General features: G+C 53.7%; 15 protein-coding genes. All 15 read right to left on the reverse strand.

Features of this window, described 5'->3' with window-relative positions:
* Nucleotides 1-209: 209 nt before the first annotated feature.
* A complete protein-coding gene (locus HQN87_RS19065) occupies nt 210-1550 on the reverse strand; it encodes a UDP-glucose dehydrogenase family protein (RefSeq protein WP_173136642.1) in 1341 nt (446 codons plus the stop codon).
* Nucleotides 1551-1554: 4 nt separating this feature from the next.
* Nucleotides 1555-2655 (reverse strand): glycosyltransferase, encoded by a 1101-nt coding sequence (locus HQN87_RS19070; protein WP_173136644.1) that lies wholly within the window; start codon nt 2653-2655, stop codon nt 1555-1557.
* Nucleotides 2656-2757: 102 nt separating this feature from the next.
* Entirely contained in the window at nt 2758-3897 is a 1140-nt protein-coding gene (locus tag HQN87_RS19075) for a glycosyltransferase family 4 protein (protein ID WP_173136646.1), read from the reverse strand.
* Complete coding sequence (locus tag HQN87_RS19080; RefSeq protein ID WP_173136648.1) at nt 3894-5084, reverse strand: glycosyltransferase family 4 protein; 1191 nt, start codon at nt 5082-5084, stop codon at nt 3894-3896. The genes HQN87_RS19075 and HQN87_RS19080 overlap by 4 nt, the downstream gene beginning before the upstream one ends.
* Nucleotides 5071-5925: a glycosyltransferase family 2 protein gene (locus HQN87_RS19085; RefSeq protein ID WP_173136650.1), complete on the reverse strand. Its 855-nt coding sequence runs from the start codon at nt 5923-5925 to the stop codon at nt 5071-5073. The genes HQN87_RS19080 and HQN87_RS19085 overlap by 14 nt, the downstream gene beginning before the upstream one ends.
* Before the next feature lie 170 nt (nt 5926-6095).
* Complete coding sequence (locus HQN87_RS19090; protein ID WP_173136652.1) at nt 6096-7475, reverse strand: oligosaccharide flippase family protein; 1380 nt, start codon at nt 7473-7475, stop codon at nt 6096-6098.
* Complete coding sequence (locus HQN87_RS19095) at nt 7441-8871, reverse strand: O-antigen ligase family protein (RefSeq protein WP_173136903.1); 1431 nt, start codon at nt 8869-8871, stop codon at nt 7441-7443. Before HQN87_RS19095 ends, HQN87_RS19090 begins: the two co-directional genes overlap by 35 nt.
* Before the next feature lie 98 nt (nt 8872-8969).
* A complete protein-coding gene (locus tag HQN87_RS19100; protein ID WP_173136654.1) occupies nt 8970-9743 on the reverse strand; it encodes a WecB/TagA/CpsF family glycosyltransferase in 774 nt (257 codons plus the stop codon).
* Complete coding sequence (locus HQN87_RS19105; protein WP_173136656.1) at nt 9740-11086, reverse strand: O-antigen ligase family protein; 1347 nt, start codon at nt 11084-11086, stop codon at nt 9740-9742. Before HQN87_RS19105 ends, HQN87_RS19100 begins: the two co-directional genes overlap by 4 nt.
* A gap of 14 nt (nt 11087-11100) precedes the next feature.
* A complete protein-coding gene (locus HQN87_RS19110) occupies nt 11101-12036 on the reverse strand; it encodes a glycosyltransferase (protein ID WP_173136658.1) in 936 nt (311 codons plus the stop codon).
* 24 nt (nt 12037-12060) lie between these two features.
* On the reverse strand, nt 12061-12750 hold the full coding sequence (locus HQN87_RS19115; protein WP_173136660.1) for a sugar transferase: 690 nt from the start codon (nt 12748-12750) through the stop codon (nt 12061-12063).
* A gap of 68 nt (nt 12751-12818) precedes the next feature.
* Nucleotides 12819-13709 carry a UTP--glucose-1-phosphate uridylyltransferase GalU gene (gene galU / locus HQN87_RS19120; RefSeq protein ID WP_173136662.1) on the reverse strand — a complete coding sequence of 297 codons (891 nt, stop codon included), beginning with the start codon at nt 13707-13709 and terminating at the stop codon, nt 12819-12821.
* A 46-nt stretch (nt 13710-13755) separates the two neighbouring features.
* Nucleotides 13756-14397 (reverse strand): CpsD/CapB family tyrosine-protein kinase, encoded by a 642-nt coding sequence (locus tag HQN87_RS19125; protein WP_173136664.1) that lies wholly within the window; start codon nt 14395-14397, stop codon nt 13756-13758.
* Nucleotides 14381-15121 (reverse strand): YveK family protein, encoded by a 741-nt coding sequence (locus tag HQN87_RS19130; protein WP_173136666.1) that lies wholly within the window; start codon nt 15119-15121, stop codon nt 14381-14383. Before HQN87_RS19130 ends, HQN87_RS19125 begins: the two co-directional genes overlap by 17 nt.
* Nucleotides 15122-16920: 1799 nt before the next feature.
* Entirely contained in the window at nt 16921-17556 is a 636-nt protein-coding gene (locus tag HQN87_RS19135) for a response regulator (protein WP_173136668.1), read from the reverse strand.
* Nucleotides 17557-17570 lie beyond the last annotated feature (14 nt).

Here is a 17570-nt window from a genome sequence, read left to right on the forward strand (position 1 = left end):
ACTAGGCATTTGTGCTCCTCATTTGCTCCATTCGGCCAGCATCCGATAAATCAAGGGTACTTATACTCTTCATTTCACCACTCAGCCGACTTTCGGCGCATCCAGAGGGATTTTTCCCTCTCATTCCACCACACAGCCCACTTTCGGCGCATTCAGAGGGATTTTCCCCTCTCATTCCACCACTCAGCCGACTTTCGGCGCGTAATCAGCTAAACCGCGCCAGCCACGCTGGCGGAGAAGCCGCTGAGGCCGCCCATCTGCGGGCGTCCGACAGAGATATACTCCAGGCCGGTGCCTTCGATCTGGTCTTTGGTATAGATATTGCGGCCGTCGATCAGCACCTGACGGCGCATGGTCTTTGCCAGCTGATGCAGGTTGATCTCTTTGAACTGGTTCCAGTCGGTCAGGAGGCAGACGGCGTCGCTGCCTTCAGCGGCTTCTTCAGCCAGACCGCACCAGCGCAGCTGCGGATGATCGTATTCCTTACGGAAGTTGTCGGCGGCAATGGGATCATACAGCTTCACGGTAGCCCCCTCGGCGACGAGTGCCTCCACGATCTCGCGGGCCGGTGCCTCGCGGACATCATCGGTATTGGGCTTGAACGCAAGCCCCCAGATACCGATCACGGCGCCGCGCAGGCTGCCCAGCGATTCATGCAGCTTGGAGATGATCATGAACCGCTGGCCTTTGTTCACCTCGACGACCGATTTGAGCAGCTTGAACTCATAATCCACATTGCCGGCGATCTGGATCAGCGCATTGGTATCCTTCGGGAAACAGGAGCCTCCATAGCCGATTCCGGCCTGCAGGAAGGTAGATCCGATTCTCCGGTCCATGCCCATCCCCTCTGCCACCTCGGTTACATCAGCTCCTACCTTTTCGCAAATGTTGGCAATTTCGTTAATGAACGATATCTTCGTCGCCAGAAAAGCGTTAGACGCATATTTGATCATCTCTGCGCTGCGGATATCGGTAACGAACACGTTGTCCGTGAATCCCTTATGAAGCTCGCGCATGGTCGGCTCAAGCGCCGAATTATCCAGTCCGATCACGATCCGGTCGGGATGAAGGGTGTCGCGGATTGCAGAGCCTTCACGGAGGAATTCAGGGGCAGAGACGATATCGAAGGGATGATTCGTATGGGAGGCGATCAGCTTGCGGATCCGCTCATTGGTGCCAACGGGAACCGTCGACTTGGTCATGATGATCTTGTAGCCCTCCATCGCCTGGGCAATCTCGGTTGCCGCCCCTTCGATGTATCTCAGATCGGCTTCGCCGCCCGGAAGTGAAGGAGTACCCACTGCAAGAATAACGATATCGGAGCGGCGGACCGACTCCTGAAGATCGGACGAGAAGCTTAGGCGGCCCTCGCGCAGATTCATTTCGATCAGGGCCTCAATGCCCGGCTCATAGATGGGGGATTCCATCCGGTTCAGCTTATTGATTTTCTCCTCATCCTTATCCACACAGATGACATGATTCCCGTTCAAGGTGAAGCAGACGCCTGATACAAGTCCTACATAGCCGGTACCAATTACTGCGAGTTTCATAGTTTCATCCTCCTTTTAGGAAATTGACGTAGGCCTGTTCCACATACTGCTTGAACTGAACCATAAACGCCTGCTCATCGAATTTGCGTGCATGGCCCATAATCTGGTCAATATCCCATGCATAGGACTCCACCTCATCAATGGCCCGGAGCAGATCATCAACCTCCTGGTGCTGGAAGAATACGCCGTTGACGTAAGGAATAATCGTGTCCAGCGCTCCTCCGGCCTGATAGGCGATAACCGGTCTTCCTGCGGCATTCGCCTCCAGCGGCGTGATACCGAAATCCTCTTCCCCAGGGAAAACAAACGCCCGGCACTGTGACATCAGCCCTGTAACTTCCTCATCCTCCAGCCGGCCCAGAAAAGATACATTCCCTTTGGCCATGCCTTCCAGACGCTTCCGGTCCGGTCCGTCCCCGACAATATACAGCTTAAGACCGTTACGGTTGAATGCCTCCACCGCCAGATCGATCCGCTTGTAGGAAACCAGCCGCGAGACAATCAGATAATAATCGCCAATGTTCGAGGAGCTGCTGAAACGGGCTGTATTGATCGGCGGGAAAATAACATCGGAATCCCGGTGATAATAATTTTGAATCCGCGTTTTCACGACAGAAGAGTTGGCTACGAACTGGTTTACATTTTTGGAGGTGCGCTGGTCCCAGCTCTTGAGCCGCTGCATATACACCTTCAGCAGTCTTTTGAACAATCCTGAATTCGACTGCCGCTCCATGTACGTGTCATAATCCCAGGCGAAACGCATCGGCGTATGACAGTAGCACAGATGGAAGGTGGACTCGGGCACCTGGATGCTTTTCATAAAAGCACTGCTGGAGCTAAGGACGATATCATACCCGCTGAAGTCCAAATCGCGGACAGCCATAGGGTAGAGCGGCAGCACCCCTTTGAAATTCCGCTTCACTCCCGGAATGTTCTGCAGCCAGGAGGCGCGGATATCCGCGTCTTTGAGGTTATCGGTCAGGCGGCTTCCGTTAAAAACCGTTGTGAAGATCGGAGCTTCCGGATACATGTGATGAAAGACCTCCACCACCCGTTCCGCCCCGCCCATCTGGATTAAATAATCGTGCGCTATCGCAATTTTCATGTGAATCATCCTCAAAGTTTTTTGGAGCAGCATCATCAAGCAGTGAACGCATGGCTGAAACAGATGTGATGCAAGCCTTAATCATTATCGTGAGCGGGAGGATCAGGTGACAGCCAGCAGACCTTTGTAGTAAGCGACGATGTCCTTGACCGTGTTCTCGATGACAAAATGCTCTTTCACCCGTCTCATTCCATTGTCCGCCATGCGTCTACGCTCTTCGGGATGGTTCAGCATCCAGGTGATGGAATCTGCAAGTACAGTAGCATCTCCAGGTTGGATCAGCAGTCCTGTTTCGCCAGGAACCACAATCTCCACCGGTCCGCCTTCATTGGAGGCGATCACCGGCAGTCCGGCCGCCATACCTTCGACGATAACCTGGCCGAACGGCTCAGGGGTGATCGACGTATGAATCAGTAAATCCGCTTTATTCATGAGTCCTTGTATATCATCCACATGACCCAGCAGGCTGACATTGTTGATGTCCCCTTGCTGCATCTGCTGAATTAATCCCTGTTTGTATTCCTCTTCGCCGAACAGCGCGTCACCGGCAAGCCAGAACTTCACGCGGCTGTCATGCTTGAAGGCCTTCGCCGCTTCCAGCACAATATGCTGGCCCTTCCAGTGGGCGAGCCGGCCGACCAGCAGGACGTTGAAGTCCTTCTGGTCCCGCTTGCCGATGCCTTCACCGATGGCTTTGGCAAAAGCGGAGTAGACGACCAGCGTCTTCTTCGAGCGCGGCAGCTCCAGCGCATTCAGCGTGGAATGGGAGTTGGCAATCACCCCGTTCGGCAGCAGGCGCGACAGCAGCCGGATCGCCTTGGCGACAACCGGCTTAAGGTAAGGCGCACCGATATGGTCCCGGATGTGCCAGATCAGCGGCACTCCTGCTTTTTTGGCAGCTACTGCTCCGTAAAAGGCTGATTTCAGGGAATTGGTATGCACACAATCCACCTTCTCCTCCTTAAGCAGCGGAGCCAGCTTGCGGCCATACGCCAGCAGCTTAAGCGCAGCCGCCGGGGCACCGAGGTTCAAGGCATTGCGCCCACGGCTGCGGATGCTCTCGTCCAGCGGGATGATACGGACGTCTATGCCCTTCTCCCGCAGACGTTCAGCAAGCGCGCCTTCCTCTGCGAGGATAACCAGCGGTTCAATCTGCTCACCGATATTGGTGAGAATGTTGAACAAGGCGACCTCTCCCCCGCTCCATTTGGCGGTGTGATCAATATAAGCGACTTTGATCATCCTACGCTCACACCCTTTCCCAAGGTTTCGAGGAACACAGATTCCACTTGATCGCCTACATGCTGCCAGGTGTACTTCTCCAGCACATGATTCCGGCATTCATCCCGGCCGGGCAGCAGCTTGCGGTTGCTCAGCATATGAATCATGCCTTCCGCCATATCTTCGCTGGCGGCACTCTTGAACAGCAGCTCCGGGCGGAAGCCCTGGAGAATCTCCTTGTTGCCGCCGACCGGAGTCGCCATCACCGGCAGCCCCGAGGCCAGGGCCTCAACGGTGATCAGGCCGAAGCCTTCCAGCGCCTGAGAAGGAACGACGAACATATCCGCTGCCTGATAATAGGAGGCCAGCTCATGATCGGGAATGTAGCCGAGCAGCCGGACCTTGTTGCCCAGCCCGTAATCGGCTATTCTCTCTTCCAGTTCCCCGCGCAGCGGGCCTTTGCCTCCGATCAGCAGAATCGCGTTCGGAAACCGCTCGGCGACCTGCTTCCAGGCTTCCAGCAATTGCAGCAGCCCCATCCGGTTCATCAGCCGCCGGACCGTCAGGACCGTGGTGGCGCCTTCCGGCAGATTCAGCGTCCGGCGGATCGCCAGCCGGTTCGTGGCAGGCATGAACCGCTCCACATTGGCCGCTCCCGGAATGACGGTAATCTTGTGCAGCGGCACTCCGTGCAGCTCGTGCAGCATATTACGGAAGTATTCGCTGAGGACGATGAATTTGTCCGCCAGCTTGTAAGCCTTATGTTCTATCGACTTGGCAATCGTTGTTTTGACCTTATGCTTGATGCCTTGACCTTCGATCTTCATCTCTTCGTTCCAGGGTCCGTGGAAGGTCATGACCACCGGAATCCCCCGCTTCTTCGCTTCAATCGCCGGACCGATGCCGTAAGGTGCGAAGTGGGTATAGAGGATATCAATCCGCCCGCTCCCATCCCCCATCAGGGACGCCGCCTTGCGCTGAAAAGCATCCTTGCGCTTCCAGATCGTCTCCTTCGGGTCGCCGGCATTATGGATGATCAGTTCCTTGTTAGTCTCCGGCGTCTCCTGGCTGCAGATCAGGGCATGCACCTGATTCCGTGTGGAGAGCTGCTCACATACCGATTTGAAATAAGTATTCAATCCTCCGGGCTGTAACGAGGGCCAGCTGAGGCCGGTCGTCATAATGTTCAATCCGTCATTGTACGACATAGCTTCTCTCCCCCTTGTTCTCCTTCTCCGCCTGGCCTTCTGCGTTATGCCGGGCCAGCTTGCCGGAGCTGTGCAATTCGTAATGCTTGAAGCCGACCATGAATTCATACATCACCCAGAATACAGATACCGCGAATCCCGAGATTCCTTTCTTGAACAGGCCATGGAGGAAATACTTCTGCAGGAACCGTGCCGGCGGCCGCAGCAGCAGATGACTGAGCTTGAACGGCTTGCCGCTGGCGAATGCGCTTTGCGCTTCCAGATCCGTGTATTTGTTGAACCGGGCGACATGATCGTTGATGCTGCGGAAGCCTTGATGCCACAGTATTCCGCTGAGCTTCACAGTCCGCTCCTCGGACACCTCCGGCATCTCATGCACCAGACTGTTGCGGATTCCATATTCCTTGCGGTTATAGAGCCGCACCAGGTATTCGCCCTTATCCAGCCATCTGCCGAGAAAATCACCGATCCGGTACAATGAGAACGCCACGGTAGCATCGGTCAGTCCCGGTTTGCGCTCCAGGATATCCTGCGCCAGCTCTTCGCTGACCACTTCGTCGGTATCAATCAGGAAGACCCAATCATGGCTGGCGCGTTCCACTCCGAATTCCCTTTGCTTCGCATATCCGGGCCATGGGTTGACATACACCCGGCACCCCAGGCTCTCGGACAGCTGGACTGTCCCGTCTTTGCTTCCTCCGTCGATAACTACCACCTCGTCGGCGAACAACCGGCAGGACTGAATGGCTTTGGTGATTCGAACTTCGTCGTCCTGGGCGATGATGATTGCCGAGATCGGGTAACTGCCCCGGCCGCCGAGCACGCTTGTCAGTGAATCCATGAAGGGTTCCTCCTTTTATGGTCCGGTGTGTGTCGTCGCTGCGAGAAAAATTTGGGCTTCCGGACGCTGACGCTCCTACAGCTCCAAATTTTCTCTACGCTCCTCCAAGCACCGTCCCATGGTTTTTTAGCAGAAGGGCAGTTCGCATCGTGCCTCTGCTCACTTTCCACTTACACATCCATAGGTTTCTTGCGAATATACGAATTCATCGTCGTCTTCATCCACTGAAGGTCCTGGGCGTTAATGAGTAGCCGCGGAAGCTTAACCTTCAGGTTGTATCTGATATTAAGAATAATGAACAGGAACCGCAGCACAGCCGATGAGAGCATAGCCACTCCGGCTCCGAACAATCCGAACTTCGGCACCAGCAGGAACAGCAGCGGAATCACGAGGATCAGGCCGACTCCCTGAAGGATGGATACGAACTTCGGCTTGCCCAGCGCCATGAACACCTGAGCCAGAATCAGCGTCCCGCCGCTGATGGTAACTTCCAGCAGCAGCAGGCGGAACACGGTGAGCGCGGTATTGAAATCCTTGCCGTAGAGCAGCGGGATGACAAACGGCGCTACCACCATCAGGAATACTGCACCAAGCAAAGTACAGGTAGTACTGATCCGGAAAGCCTTGAAGGTAAGGGCAACCGCTTCGTCCTTCGCCATCTCGGAGGCTTTCGGGAAGAGCACCACCGTTATGGAATTCGCGAAGAAGTTAACCATACGCGACAGGCTGACCGCTACCGCATAGAGCCCCAGATCCGCCGGTCTAAGCAGTCCGGCGATGATGATCTGGTCTATGTACACTGAGAACTGGCCGAGCAGATCATTACCGTATGAGCCCAGGCCGTAAGTAAATAATCTTTTGAAATTGCGGTAGGAATCCCGAAGCTTCACCTTGTAGGTCCGCAGCAGCAGGATGGTCATTCCAATGAACAACGGAACTGACGGGACCAGATAGGCCAGTGCGGTCGTATAAGGATTCATGTAGCCGGTCAGGATCAGAATGCCTATGGCTCCCAGTGTCAGCAGCGGCACCAGGTACCGCATCCAGTTGAAGGTTTTGTAATCCCCTCTGAACTGGAAGGCCGCATTGTTAATCTGTGAGATTACAATCAGCGGGCAGAGGATCATGGACCACTGGGCGAAGACCACTACCTCATGGCTGAAGGAGCCCAGCCAATAAGGGAGCACGAGTATCCCTACAGTCATTGCAAGGGTTCCGAACACAAGGCCGATCAGCAGGGCGATTCTGTACAGCACCCCGGCCTCCTGCGGATTCTTCTTGGCGTTGTAGATCAGCGCCGAAGGAATGCCGAAGCTCATGCTGAACGCCAGGAACTGCGACCAGTTCACCATGGCGGTCTGTTCCCCCCGCCCGGCCGGACCGAGATAACGGGCGGTCAGCACACCGGTCAGCATATTGACCAGCAGGATCAGCACGCTGACGAACATTGTTTTGACAGCAGCCGAGCTATTGTCCTTACTCTTCGTGAATCTCCGGAAGGTGGACCATACCCTGTTAGCGGGAAGTGATTTGGCGTTCGACTGCTGCATGCGGTGTTCCCTTCTTTCTGCTCTGAGTAAACTCTTTGGCGCTGAGTCCAAGTCCGATCAGCATCCAGATCAGATATCCCTTAAGACCGGGAAAACCGTTATCTGATACCAGGCTTACCACAGCTCCCATCCATGCTGCCAGCGACAGCCTGGCGTAGGGCTGCAGCTCATTCTTACGTGTAACTCTGGCGCCTATCTCCTTGATGACTGCGCCCAGCGCGCCGAAGAAGAACAAGGCGCCGAGGACTCCGAAGGTAAGCAGCAGGGCGATGAAGCCGTTATCCATGTTGCCATATTCGCCAAGCTCTCCGCCGTTGCCAAGCTTGGTACCCTGGCCGACACTGCCGATCCCCTGCCCCACCGGATTGCCTGCCACCATCGGGAGCATATTCGTCCAGAGGCTGAGACGTTCATTATAGGAGTGATCCTCCTGCACCGAGGTGAGCGTCTCGACCCGGGCCACCAGACCCTCTGCTCCAGGCAGCTTGGGAACAATCCAGAAAAGCGCCGCGGCTACGAAGACCAGCTGAAGCAGAGACTTCCATTTGCCCTTGGAGGGAGAGGAAGCAATGTAGACCAGCAGCATCACCAGCAGGACCAGCCAAGCGGAGCGGACCAGCGTAGTCAGCAGGCAGACCACTACGAGCAGAACCCCGATCCAGCGCAGCGTGCCCTGCCATCTTTTCTCCAGAATCATCGGCACCAGGGCAAAGACCAGGAAGGTTGCCGCCGGACCCGGAGAGTTCAGGGTCGAGAAGACCCGGATCTCCAGCGGATACGGAGTACCGATCGAGATCATATCCGCATTGCGCATCCAGAAGGCATCCCAGGGCGGAACGGTCAGATACTGCACAATCCCGTAGATCGCAACCAGCACGGCTATATTGGCAAAAGCGTACAGCAGCCGGTCTATATCCTTCGGCTTGAACGGCGTTACCGCGAAGAATGGAATCAGCAGCAGCGGTACGATGTAATTCGCCAGATCGTATACCGAGCCGATCCCATTCTTCGCCAGGCCGATGATCGCGCCGTAAGCCAGTGCGATGGAGAACAGCAGAATGATCCGGGTCGAAGATTTGCGAATCCGGTGAATCTCCTTCAGTACCGGAATGGCTAAGGTAGCTCCGGTCAGCAGCGGTGCCAGACTGAGCAGGGATACGGAGTGATACACGCCTTCATACCAGTCGGCGATCCGCCGCAGTTCCGGGGCCACTGCCCAGATCAGCAAAGTGTACGGGATGAGCATCCGTGTATTCAGCAGGGCCAGCAGAAAGGCCGGAAAGAGGATACCTGCCAGAATGACACCCTGCAGACTGTTCGATGAGCTTAGCTTCGCACTGGCGAAGCCGATCAGCAGCGGCAGAATTACGGCTGCACCGCAGATCAAGGTCATCATGGCTGCCGACTTCACGGCTGTTGCCGATGGAAGACTCAGACTATTCTCATCTCTGCTTAGCATCTTCATTCCTGCCTCCTGTCTCCGCCGCTTTCGCTTCAATCTGTACTGCTGTTCTTCACTTTATCCCGTTTGCGCAGCTCCTTGAGCAGCAGCACCAGGAACTGGGCATCGTCGACCAGGTATCTCTTCCAGAGCCGGCCCGGCTCCTGGCTAAGCCGCCAGAGCCATTCCATTCCCGTTCTCTGCATGAAATACGGTGCCCGTTTCACCGAGCCTGACAGGAAGTCGAAGGTTGCGCCCACACCGATCGAGATCGGCGCCTGATAGGAGGTATAGTGACGATAGATCCATTTCTCCTGCTTCGGCGCTCCCACGCCTACGAACACAATATCCGGCTGGCTCTCGGTCAGCATCCGGATAATCCGCTGGTTCTCTTCTTCGTTGTGCTCAAAGCCGTAGGAAGGAGAATAACAGCCGACAACATTGATGCCCGGGAAGGCTGCCTTCAGATTCTTCGTTGCCTGCTCTGCGACGCCTTCGGCGGCCCCCAGGAAGAACAACCGGTATTGTCTTTGTTCAAATGCGTTACCCAGCTGGCTGAACAGATCAGCCCCGGATACCTTTTGCTTCAGCGGCTTACCGAGCATCTTGGACGCCCAGATCAGCGGCATTCCGTCGGCTACAACAGCCCCTGCTTCGGAATAGACCTCCCGAAACTCTTTGTCCTTGCGGAGCTTGATCACATGATCGACATTGCAGGTCAGGATGTAGGATTGGCTCCTTTCCTGAATGGTTCTGTCTATGTAATCAAGCAGGTCCATGAAATCATAGTTATCGAAATTGACATCGAACATATTCACTTGGTTCATCGTATCACTTCTTTTTGTGGGGAATCGGCCAGCTGTGAAGATCGATACAGGCAGTTCAGGTACCAACAGAACGGAATGATGAATTGGACCGTCGACAGCGTGTTATCCGTGAAAGAGTAGATCAGAAAAGCTGCAATAAAGAGCAGATAATAAGGTTTCACCGCTGGCAAAAGCACCCTGTACACCAGAATAAACACAGCGAGTAAAGACAGCAGCAGCAGAATGGCACCGATGTATCCTCCGTCGTAGTAGAAGCGGATATACTCATTGTGAGGAACAACAAACCCGCCGTACAGCGTTCCGTCATTCGCCACCGTTACCGCTCCAAGCCCCCGCCCGGCATAAGGTGAATCCGCGGCTTTGTTCAAAAAGTACTCCCAGGCCTCCGCCCGTCCCGACAGGTCTATCCCGGTCTCGGTCGTCCGTTCAAAGGAGCGCTTCTTGATGTTGTCCAGCTGCATGTATACGGCCGAGGTAATGACCAGCAGCGAACACAGCAGCGGGATCAGAAATTTCTTCTTGCCCTTCAGGAAGGCGCGGGAGATATCGTAGAAATAATAGAGTACCATCAGCACCAGAGCCAGAATCGGCCCCCGTGTCCCCGTGATCACCAGAATGAAGAAATTCAGACCCAGCATGATGTAATTGAACCGGATATACTGCGGGCTGCGTTTGATCTCAATGAATGCGATCGCTACTCCCATGAAGGCCAGCATAGCCAGGTGGGGCGGAATGTTCGCCCCCTGCACCCGCACCGCGCCTGTGAACTCAACAGCTACAAGTGAATGCAAGTTCGCAGCCTGCAGAACCACGCCCAGTAACATGCTGACCAGAGGCAGCAGGGTAATGATCCGGATCTGCTTCTCGGCTACTTCCTTCTTCCAGTTGATCAGCAGCAGGACGAAGGGCAGGGACAATCCGATGAAGGCTTTGACTGCAATCGACGCGCTCATCTCCGGCAGCCAGATCGAGAAGCTGAAGGTGAGGAGAATCAGGGCCAGCATAGCCCATAAGGGAGGACTGAGACGGAACTTCAGACCATTGACCAGAATACACGGCACGAGCAGCATCAGAATAACCAGCTTGTAGAGCGACAGGATTTCGATACCGAACATACTGCCGCTGAACAAAAAGTTAATGGATACCGCCGTAGTCAGCAGAACGAAATAGCTGATCAGTTCGGGGCGTGACAGAGACGCTACCAGCAACAGAATGAGAAGTACGGCTGCTACCGCAATTACCGGCTGGAAGATGACGGCTGTTCCCAGGAACAGTGCAGATACGAGATAGAGCATTCCGTATGGCAAAATATTTATTTTGGAGCCCCACTCAAAGTTAGTCATCTCTCGCCCTCCCCTCACCCCGCTGCGGATTCCCTCTTCCGGTTCCAGATCATATGGAGAGTTCCGCGAATACTCTCCAGCCGGCACTTATTGAGCAGCTTTCTTCCCTTACTGCGGGAGAGAACGGAGTCAGCCAGGATGTAGATGACTTTGGCTCCTGTTTTTCCCAGCAGCAGCAGGTGATCCTTCATCCCTTCGCTTTTCATGGCGTTCGATATGCCTTGGCTGTAGTACCGCTTCATGATCCAGTCCTCCGTCAGACGGTTCGCCGGAACGAAATGATCGACCTCCATCTCAGGATGGTAGAGGATAGAATGTCCCTCCTGCTGCAGCTGGCTGAACAGCCAGGTCTCCTCACCCGAGAGCAGCGAGTCGCCTTTGCGGCCCAGCTCCAGCGGGAACAGGCTGATATCGAACACCGGCTTGCGCATCGCCATATTGGCGCCGCAGGGATGAAGCCGCTTCGGATATTCTCTGATCCGGTTGCCCAGATCAACAATCGTGTAAGGAAGCTCGAACGGCTTAATCAGCCAATCCGGGCGTTTGCTCTCGAAGATCGGAGCGATTTTGCCGCCCATAGCCATCACTTCCGGCTTAGCCGCAAATGTGCTGACAATGGTCGAAATCCAGGTCCGGCAAGGAATCGCATCATCATCCAGAAAAGCAATGAGCTGCGATTTGGAAGCCAGAATGCCCGTATTGCGGGCTGCTGACAGCCCTTGAACCGGCTCCAGCAGATAACGGATATCCATATCATTACCATAGGTCCCGATGAACCCCTTGATAGCGGCCGCCGTATCATCCGTAGACTGATTATCCACCACGATGATTTCGGCCTGGTGCAAATTCTCCAGCGGCAGCAGCGAGTGAAGAGTCTTAACCAGCAGAGCTGACCGGTTATAGGTGCAAATGATAATGGAAATCTCAGGTACATCTCCGTGTACAAACATCGGCATCACCCAATTCCCATATTTTTAATACGCATTTTTGGAACCGAGCAGCATCAGGGCAGTCTTGACAATGATCTTCAGATCCAGCATCGTGCTCCGCATATGGATGTACGTCAGATCCAGTTGAACCATCTCGTCAAAGCCGACACTGTTTCTGGCGTTCACCTGCCAGTAGCCGGTGCAGCCTGGCGTAACCATCAGCCGCTGCTTGTCGTATTCCGTATACTGCTCCACCTCTTCAACGAGCGGAGGACGGGGACCTACGAGACTCATATGGCCCATCAGCACGTTCCAGAGCTGCGGCAGTTCATCAATACTTGTCTTGCGCAGGAATCTTCCGATCCGTGTAATGCGGGGATCATTCTTGATTTTGAACATCGCTCCGCTTACTTCGTTATACGCCATGAGATTCGCCTTCAGCTCCTCGGCATTGGAGACCATAGATCTGAACTTGTACATGGGGAACTGCTTCTCGTCCTTGCCTACCCGATTCTGGCGGAAGAACACTTTGCCCTTCGGGTCCTCCAGCTTAATCAGGACAGCCACCACTGCGAACAGCGGTAACAGGAACAGAAGACCCAGGGCGGAGAAAAGGATGTCAATCATCCGCTTCATGACCAGATAGGATTCCATTCCCTTTCCTTCATTGGCATGCAGCATGTAAAGTTTCGGCAGGACGGCCTCGTAGTCTTCCGGCAGTTTTTGCATGCTCATCTCTCCTCACTTCTCCTTAAAGGTTTATGCAGCATTTGGGAGCCATTCCCGCATCCGGGTTGACCGGCTTAGCTGCTGAGTGTGGTCTGTTCCGCTTTTTTCAGCCATTCCGCCATAGCATCCATGACCTGATAGCGTAAATCCTCGCTCGCAAGGGCAAATTCCAGTGTGGTCAAAATATAGCCCAGCCGTTCACCGACATCATATCTTGTACCGTCAAAGTTATAAGCATAGACACGTTCGCTCTGGTTCAGCTTCTGGATGGCATCCGTAAGCTGAATCTCGCCGCCGGCGCCCTTCTCCTGAAGGTCCAGATATTTGAAGATCTTCGGGGTGAAAACATACCGGCCCATGATCGCCAGATTGGAAGGCGCTGTTCCAAGCGCAGGCTTCTCTACGAAATTGTTAACCCGGTAGAGCCGTCCGTCCTGCAGATCCGGTTCGATAATCCCGTAGCGGTTCGTGAATTCATCAGGAATGACCTGAACCCCGATCACCGAATTCTGCGTTTCCTCATACTGGTCAATAAGCTGCTTCAGGCAAGGGACCGCGCCGGTTACAATATCATCGCCGAGCATGACGCCGAACGGCTCATCGCCGATGAACCGTCTGGCACACCATACGGCATGTCCCAGACCCTTCGGCTCCTTTTGCCGGATATAGTGAATTTCAACCTTGGAGGACCGTTGAACCTCCTTGAGCAGCTCCAGCTTGCCGTCTTCCAGCAGTCTGGATTCAAGTTCAAAGGCGTTGTCGAAATGATCCTCAATCGCCCGTTTGCCTTTACCGGTAACAATGATGATGTCTTCGATCCCGGAAGCAATGGCTTCCTCTACGATGTACTGGATCGTTGGTTTGTTGATAATGGGCAGCATTTCCTTAGGCATAGCTTTAGTAGCCGGAAGGAAACGTGTGCCTAACCCGGCCGCCGGGATAATTACCTTTTTTACCTTTTTCATCACACATACCTCCCAAGTAGTATCATTCACATGCCGATTCCGTGTTCTATTTGGTCTGGTTCATCGCTATCCCAAGAATCCTTACACCTGTCTGCTCCATGAGGCCCTTCAGCTTGCGGAGAGATTCACGCTTCGTTCTGCCGTGTCTGGCGACAATGATCACCCCGTCCGAGAGCGGGGCCAGAATCCGTGCATCACTGTAATCCACCGCCTGTGGCGAATCCAGCAGAATCAGATCAAAGCTGGCCTTCAGTTCCTCCAGCAGCCCGGCCATCTTCTCACTGCCGAGCAGGTCCGGCGGACTGACATGGGTGATTCCGGCAGGAATCACGGCCAGATTCGCCAGGCTGCCATAGACAGCAATATCCTTGGCTTCTTCGTAGCCGCTTAAGTAAGCGGCCAGCCCTTGGCTGCCTTCCACATCGAACACGCTGTGCAGGCCGGGCTTCCGCAGGTTGCAATCCACCACCGCCACCTTCTTGCCATCCTGGACGAAGGATACCGCCAGATTGGAGAGGATCGTTGTCTTGCCTTCGCCGCCTTCAGCAGAAGTGAAGAGCAGCACCTGTCCGCCTGCGCCCTTCAGCAACCCGAGCTGGCGGATATAGGTACGCAGCGAGCGGAAGGATTCGGAGACATGCGAGGACGGGTTCATGTCTGTAATTAGACTTCTATTCAGCCGTAACATATTTGCCCTCCCCTACTCTTGCCTTGTCGTTGGCCGCTTTGCCTAAATCGCGTTTCCGGATCGCCGGGATACTGGCAATGACCGGGATGCCAAGATCGAATTCGGCTTCCTTCTCGTTTCTCAGTGTACCGTTGAGCGTCTCCATCAGCAGAATGATGCCGACCGCTGCCATCAGTGAAACTACGAAGCTGATGAGAATGTTCATGGTCGATCCGCCGTTGACCGGCAGAGGCTGTGCTGTAGGATCAGCCGGGGTGAGGAACGTTACATTATCCAGGTTCATCAGTGCCGGCAGGCTGCGGATGAACGTCTGCGAGACCGCATTTACTATAGTAGCTGCGGTAGCGTAGTTGTCATCCTCCACGCTCAGGTTGATCACCTGGCTTTTATCCGAGGATTTGATCTGCAGCTTGGCGGCCAGTTGGCCCGCTGTCAGGCCGAATTCCGGATGCTCCGCGATGACACTCTTCATAATCGTTGGTGACTTCATGATTTCCTTATAGCTCTCGATGAGGTTAAGACTGAAGTTCAGTGCGTTGAGATTATTGCTCTCGGGGACATTTACAACATTGTTGACCAGTAGCTGTCCAGAGGCGGAGTAGACGGGTGCAACGAAGTTTTTGCTGACATAGAAGGTGGTGGCGCAGGAGATAAGCACAAACACCATGATTAACCATAATTTTTTCTTTATCAGGTTAATGTAATCCAGAATCGTCTTTTCCACAGTAACCCTCCTTCCGCTTGTGTTCGTTTTGAAAGCAATCATGAAAGTTTCAGATGTCTTGCTATAATTCTAACAATGCGCAGCATTTATCACATGCCCCCTAGCATCACTTTACACTTCACTTTCGAGTAACCCCGTTTGGTTCGATTGAGGGGGCGGATGGTATACTTTAGTACCATATGACTGGAAAATACTAACACCAACTGTGAGCCATACCGACTCCAGGTGTAACAGTGAGTGGTTTGAGCGCCCGGATCATGGGCAGCTCATGTTAATTTTCAGAGCGAATATACAGGCCTCATTCACCCAGGCTTCATTCACTCCGGCCAGGATGCGTGTACTAGAACACAAGTGGAAACGGTACCGCCCTTCAGAAGGACGGTACCGTTTCAGCGAGAAATAGAAGGATAAGTTATCGTGTGCAACCTATAAATTCTTATATTTCAAATAACCCCGCAGAGCAGAGCCTTATCTTCATTAACGAATCCCAAGAACCAGACGCCTTAACTAATTAAACAAACTAAACAAACTAAACATAACATCCTACACCCTGCGAATGATTGGCTGAAGCTAGACGCAGGTATTACAGCCTTCAAGTAACTCGGGGGTTGTTCCATTTGGACTGATTCCCTCCTATAGGCCGCGTGATGGGGCTAGTCCGAATCCGGGGGAATCAGGTGCAATTTTGCTCCTCCTTGGCTCGTTTGGGCCGCATCTGGGGGATTAGGTGCACTAATGCTCCTCCTTGGCTCATTTGGGGCGCATCCCAGGAATTCAGGTGCACTAATGCTCCTCCTTGGCTCATTTGGGCCGCATCCCAGGAATTCAGGTGCACTAATGCTCCTCATTAGCTCATTTGTGCCGTATGCCAGGAAATTAGGTGCACTAATGCTCCTCCTTGGCTCAATTAGGGCGCATCCCAGGAATTCAGGTGCACTTTTGCACCTCCTTGGCTCATTTGGGGCGCATCCCAGGAATTCAGGTGCACTTTTGCACCTCATTAGCTCATTTGGGCCGCATCCCAGGAATTCAGGTGCACTTTTACTCTTCATTGACTCCTTTGGCCCGCATTCGGCGGATTCAGAGGGATTTATCCCTTCCATTTCTGCACCCCGTCCACTTTCGGCGAATCCAAAGGGATTTATCCCTTTCCTTTCCACTCCCCGCCCACTTTCGGCGAATTCAAAGGGATTTGTCCCTTTCATTTCCACTTCCCGCCCACTTTCGGCGGATTCAGAGGGATTTATCCCTTTCGTTTCTGCACCTCGCCAACTTTCGGCGGATTCAGAGGGATTTATCCCTTTCATTTCCACTCCCCGCCCACTTTCGGCGGATTCAGAGGGATTTATCCCTTCCATTTCCACTCTCCGCCCACTTGCGGCGGATTCAGAGGGATTTATCCCTTTCATTTCTGCACCTCGCCAACTTTCGGCGGATTCAGAGGGATTTATCCCTTCCATTTCCGCTCCTCGCCAACTTTCGGCGGATTCAAAGGGATTTATCCCTTCCATTTCCGCACCTCGCCCACTTTTGGCGGATTCAAAGGGATTTATCCCTTTCATTTCCGCACCCCGCCCACTTGCGGCGGAACCTCGCTAACCTCCCACTTTCGCAGGATTCAGAGACGGGAACTAAAATCACATTTTCCCAAAATGCAAAAAAAACCAAAACGCAAAAAAACACGGACAGCATTGTCCGTGTTCCATTCCCTCATTCGTGCCATGTACTTTTCCTAAACGTGCTATGTTCCATTCCTCAACAGCGTTATGTTCCATTCCCCATCACGTTCTTAGGTATAATTAATCGTATGACATCTCGTATTTGGTAAGCCCGACCGCATTGGCATATAAGGCCGCCTGTGTCCGGTCTGCCACCTGCAGCTTCGCCAGAATCTGGCTGACATGCTTCTTGACGGTGAATTCACTGATGAACAGGCGTGAAGCGATTTCCCGGTTGCAGGCACCCTGTCCAAGCTCGATCAGGACTTCCTTCTCTTTGGGGGTAAGCTCATCCGTTGGACTGTTCCCGCTCATCCGCATCTTGTCTTCCATCAGTCCGGGATCGTAATACTTCCTGCCCTTGTGGACCAGTTGAATCGCAAACAGCAATTCCTCGGGCAGAGCTTCCTTCAGTACATAACCGTCTACCAGCACTTCTTCCGCCTTGAGGAAATCTTCCCGGCTGGCCGAGGACGTAAGCAGGATGAACTTGCACGAGAATCCGCGTACGCGTGCTTCTTTGATAATGTCGAGGCCTGATTCATCGGCAAGCTTCAGATCAATCAGCACAAGATCAGGCTGTATCTCCTCTATAACGAGAAGAGCTTCCTGGCCATTCGTTGCTTCGCCGGCAAACTGCAGATTGGACTGCATGGAAATTACAGATGCCAATCCTCTTCTCACCAAAGGGTGATCATCAACAATGACGATTTTCACTTGGAACGACCTCC

The sequence above is a fragment of the Paenibacillus tritici genome, assembly GCF_013204885.1.
GTDB classification, from domain to species: domain Bacteria; phylum Bacillota; class Bacilli; order Paenibacillales; family Paenibacillaceae; genus Paenibacillus_AQ; species Paenibacillus_AQ tritici.

Bases quoted from the DNA above. Each gene is read 5' to 3' on its own strand.
- HQN87_RS19065 (WP_173136642.1), bottom strand. From the start codon at position 1,550: ATGAAACTCGCAGTAATTGGTACCGGCTATGTAGGACTTGTATCAGGC.
- HQN87_RS19070 (WP_173136644.1), bottom strand. From the start codon at position 2,655: ATGAAAATTGCGATAGCGCACGATTATTTAATCCAGATGGGCGGGGCG.
- HQN87_RS19075 (WP_173136646.1), bottom strand. From the start codon at position 3,897: ATGATCAAAGTCGCTTATATTGATCACACCGCCAAATGGAGCGGGGGA.
- HQN87_RS19080 (WP_173136648.1), bottom strand. From the start codon at position 5,084: ATGTCGTACAATGACGGATTGAACATTATGACGACCGGCCTCAGCTGG.
- HQN87_RS19085 (WP_173136650.1), bottom strand. From the start codon at position 5,925: ATGGATTCACTGACAAGCGTGCTCGGCGGCCGGGGCAGTTACCCGATC.
- HQN87_RS19090 (WP_173136652.1), bottom strand. From the start codon at position 7,475: ATGCAGCAGTCGAACGCCAAATCACTTCCCGCTAACAGGGTATGGTCC.
- HQN87_RS19095 (WP_173136903.1), bottom strand. From the start codon at position 8,871: ATGATGACCTTGATCTGCGGTGCAGCCGTAATTCTGCCGCTGCTGATC.
- HQN87_RS19100 (WP_173136654.1), bottom strand. From the start codon at position 9,743: ATGAACCAAGTGAATATGTTCGATGTCAATTTCGATAACTATGATTTC.
- HQN87_RS19105 (WP_173136656.1), bottom strand. From the start codon at position 11,086: ATGACTAACTTTGAGTGGGGCTCCAAAATAAATATTTTGCCATACGGA.
- HQN87_RS19110 (WP_173136658.1), bottom strand. From the start codon at position 12,036: ATGTTTGTACACGGAGATGTACCTGAGATTTCCATTATCATTTGCACC.
- HQN87_RS19115 (WP_173136660.1), bottom strand. From the start codon at position 12,750: ATGAGCATGCAAAAACTGCCGGAAGACTACGAGGCCGTCCTGCCGAAA.
- galU (WP_173136662.1), bottom strand. From the start codon at position 13,709: ATGAAAAAGGTAAAAAAGGTAATTATCCCGGCGGCCGGGTTAGGCACA.
- HQN87_RS19125 (WP_173136664.1), bottom strand. From the start codon at position 14,397: ATGTTACGGCTGAATAGAAGTCTAATTACAGACATGAACCCGTCCTCG.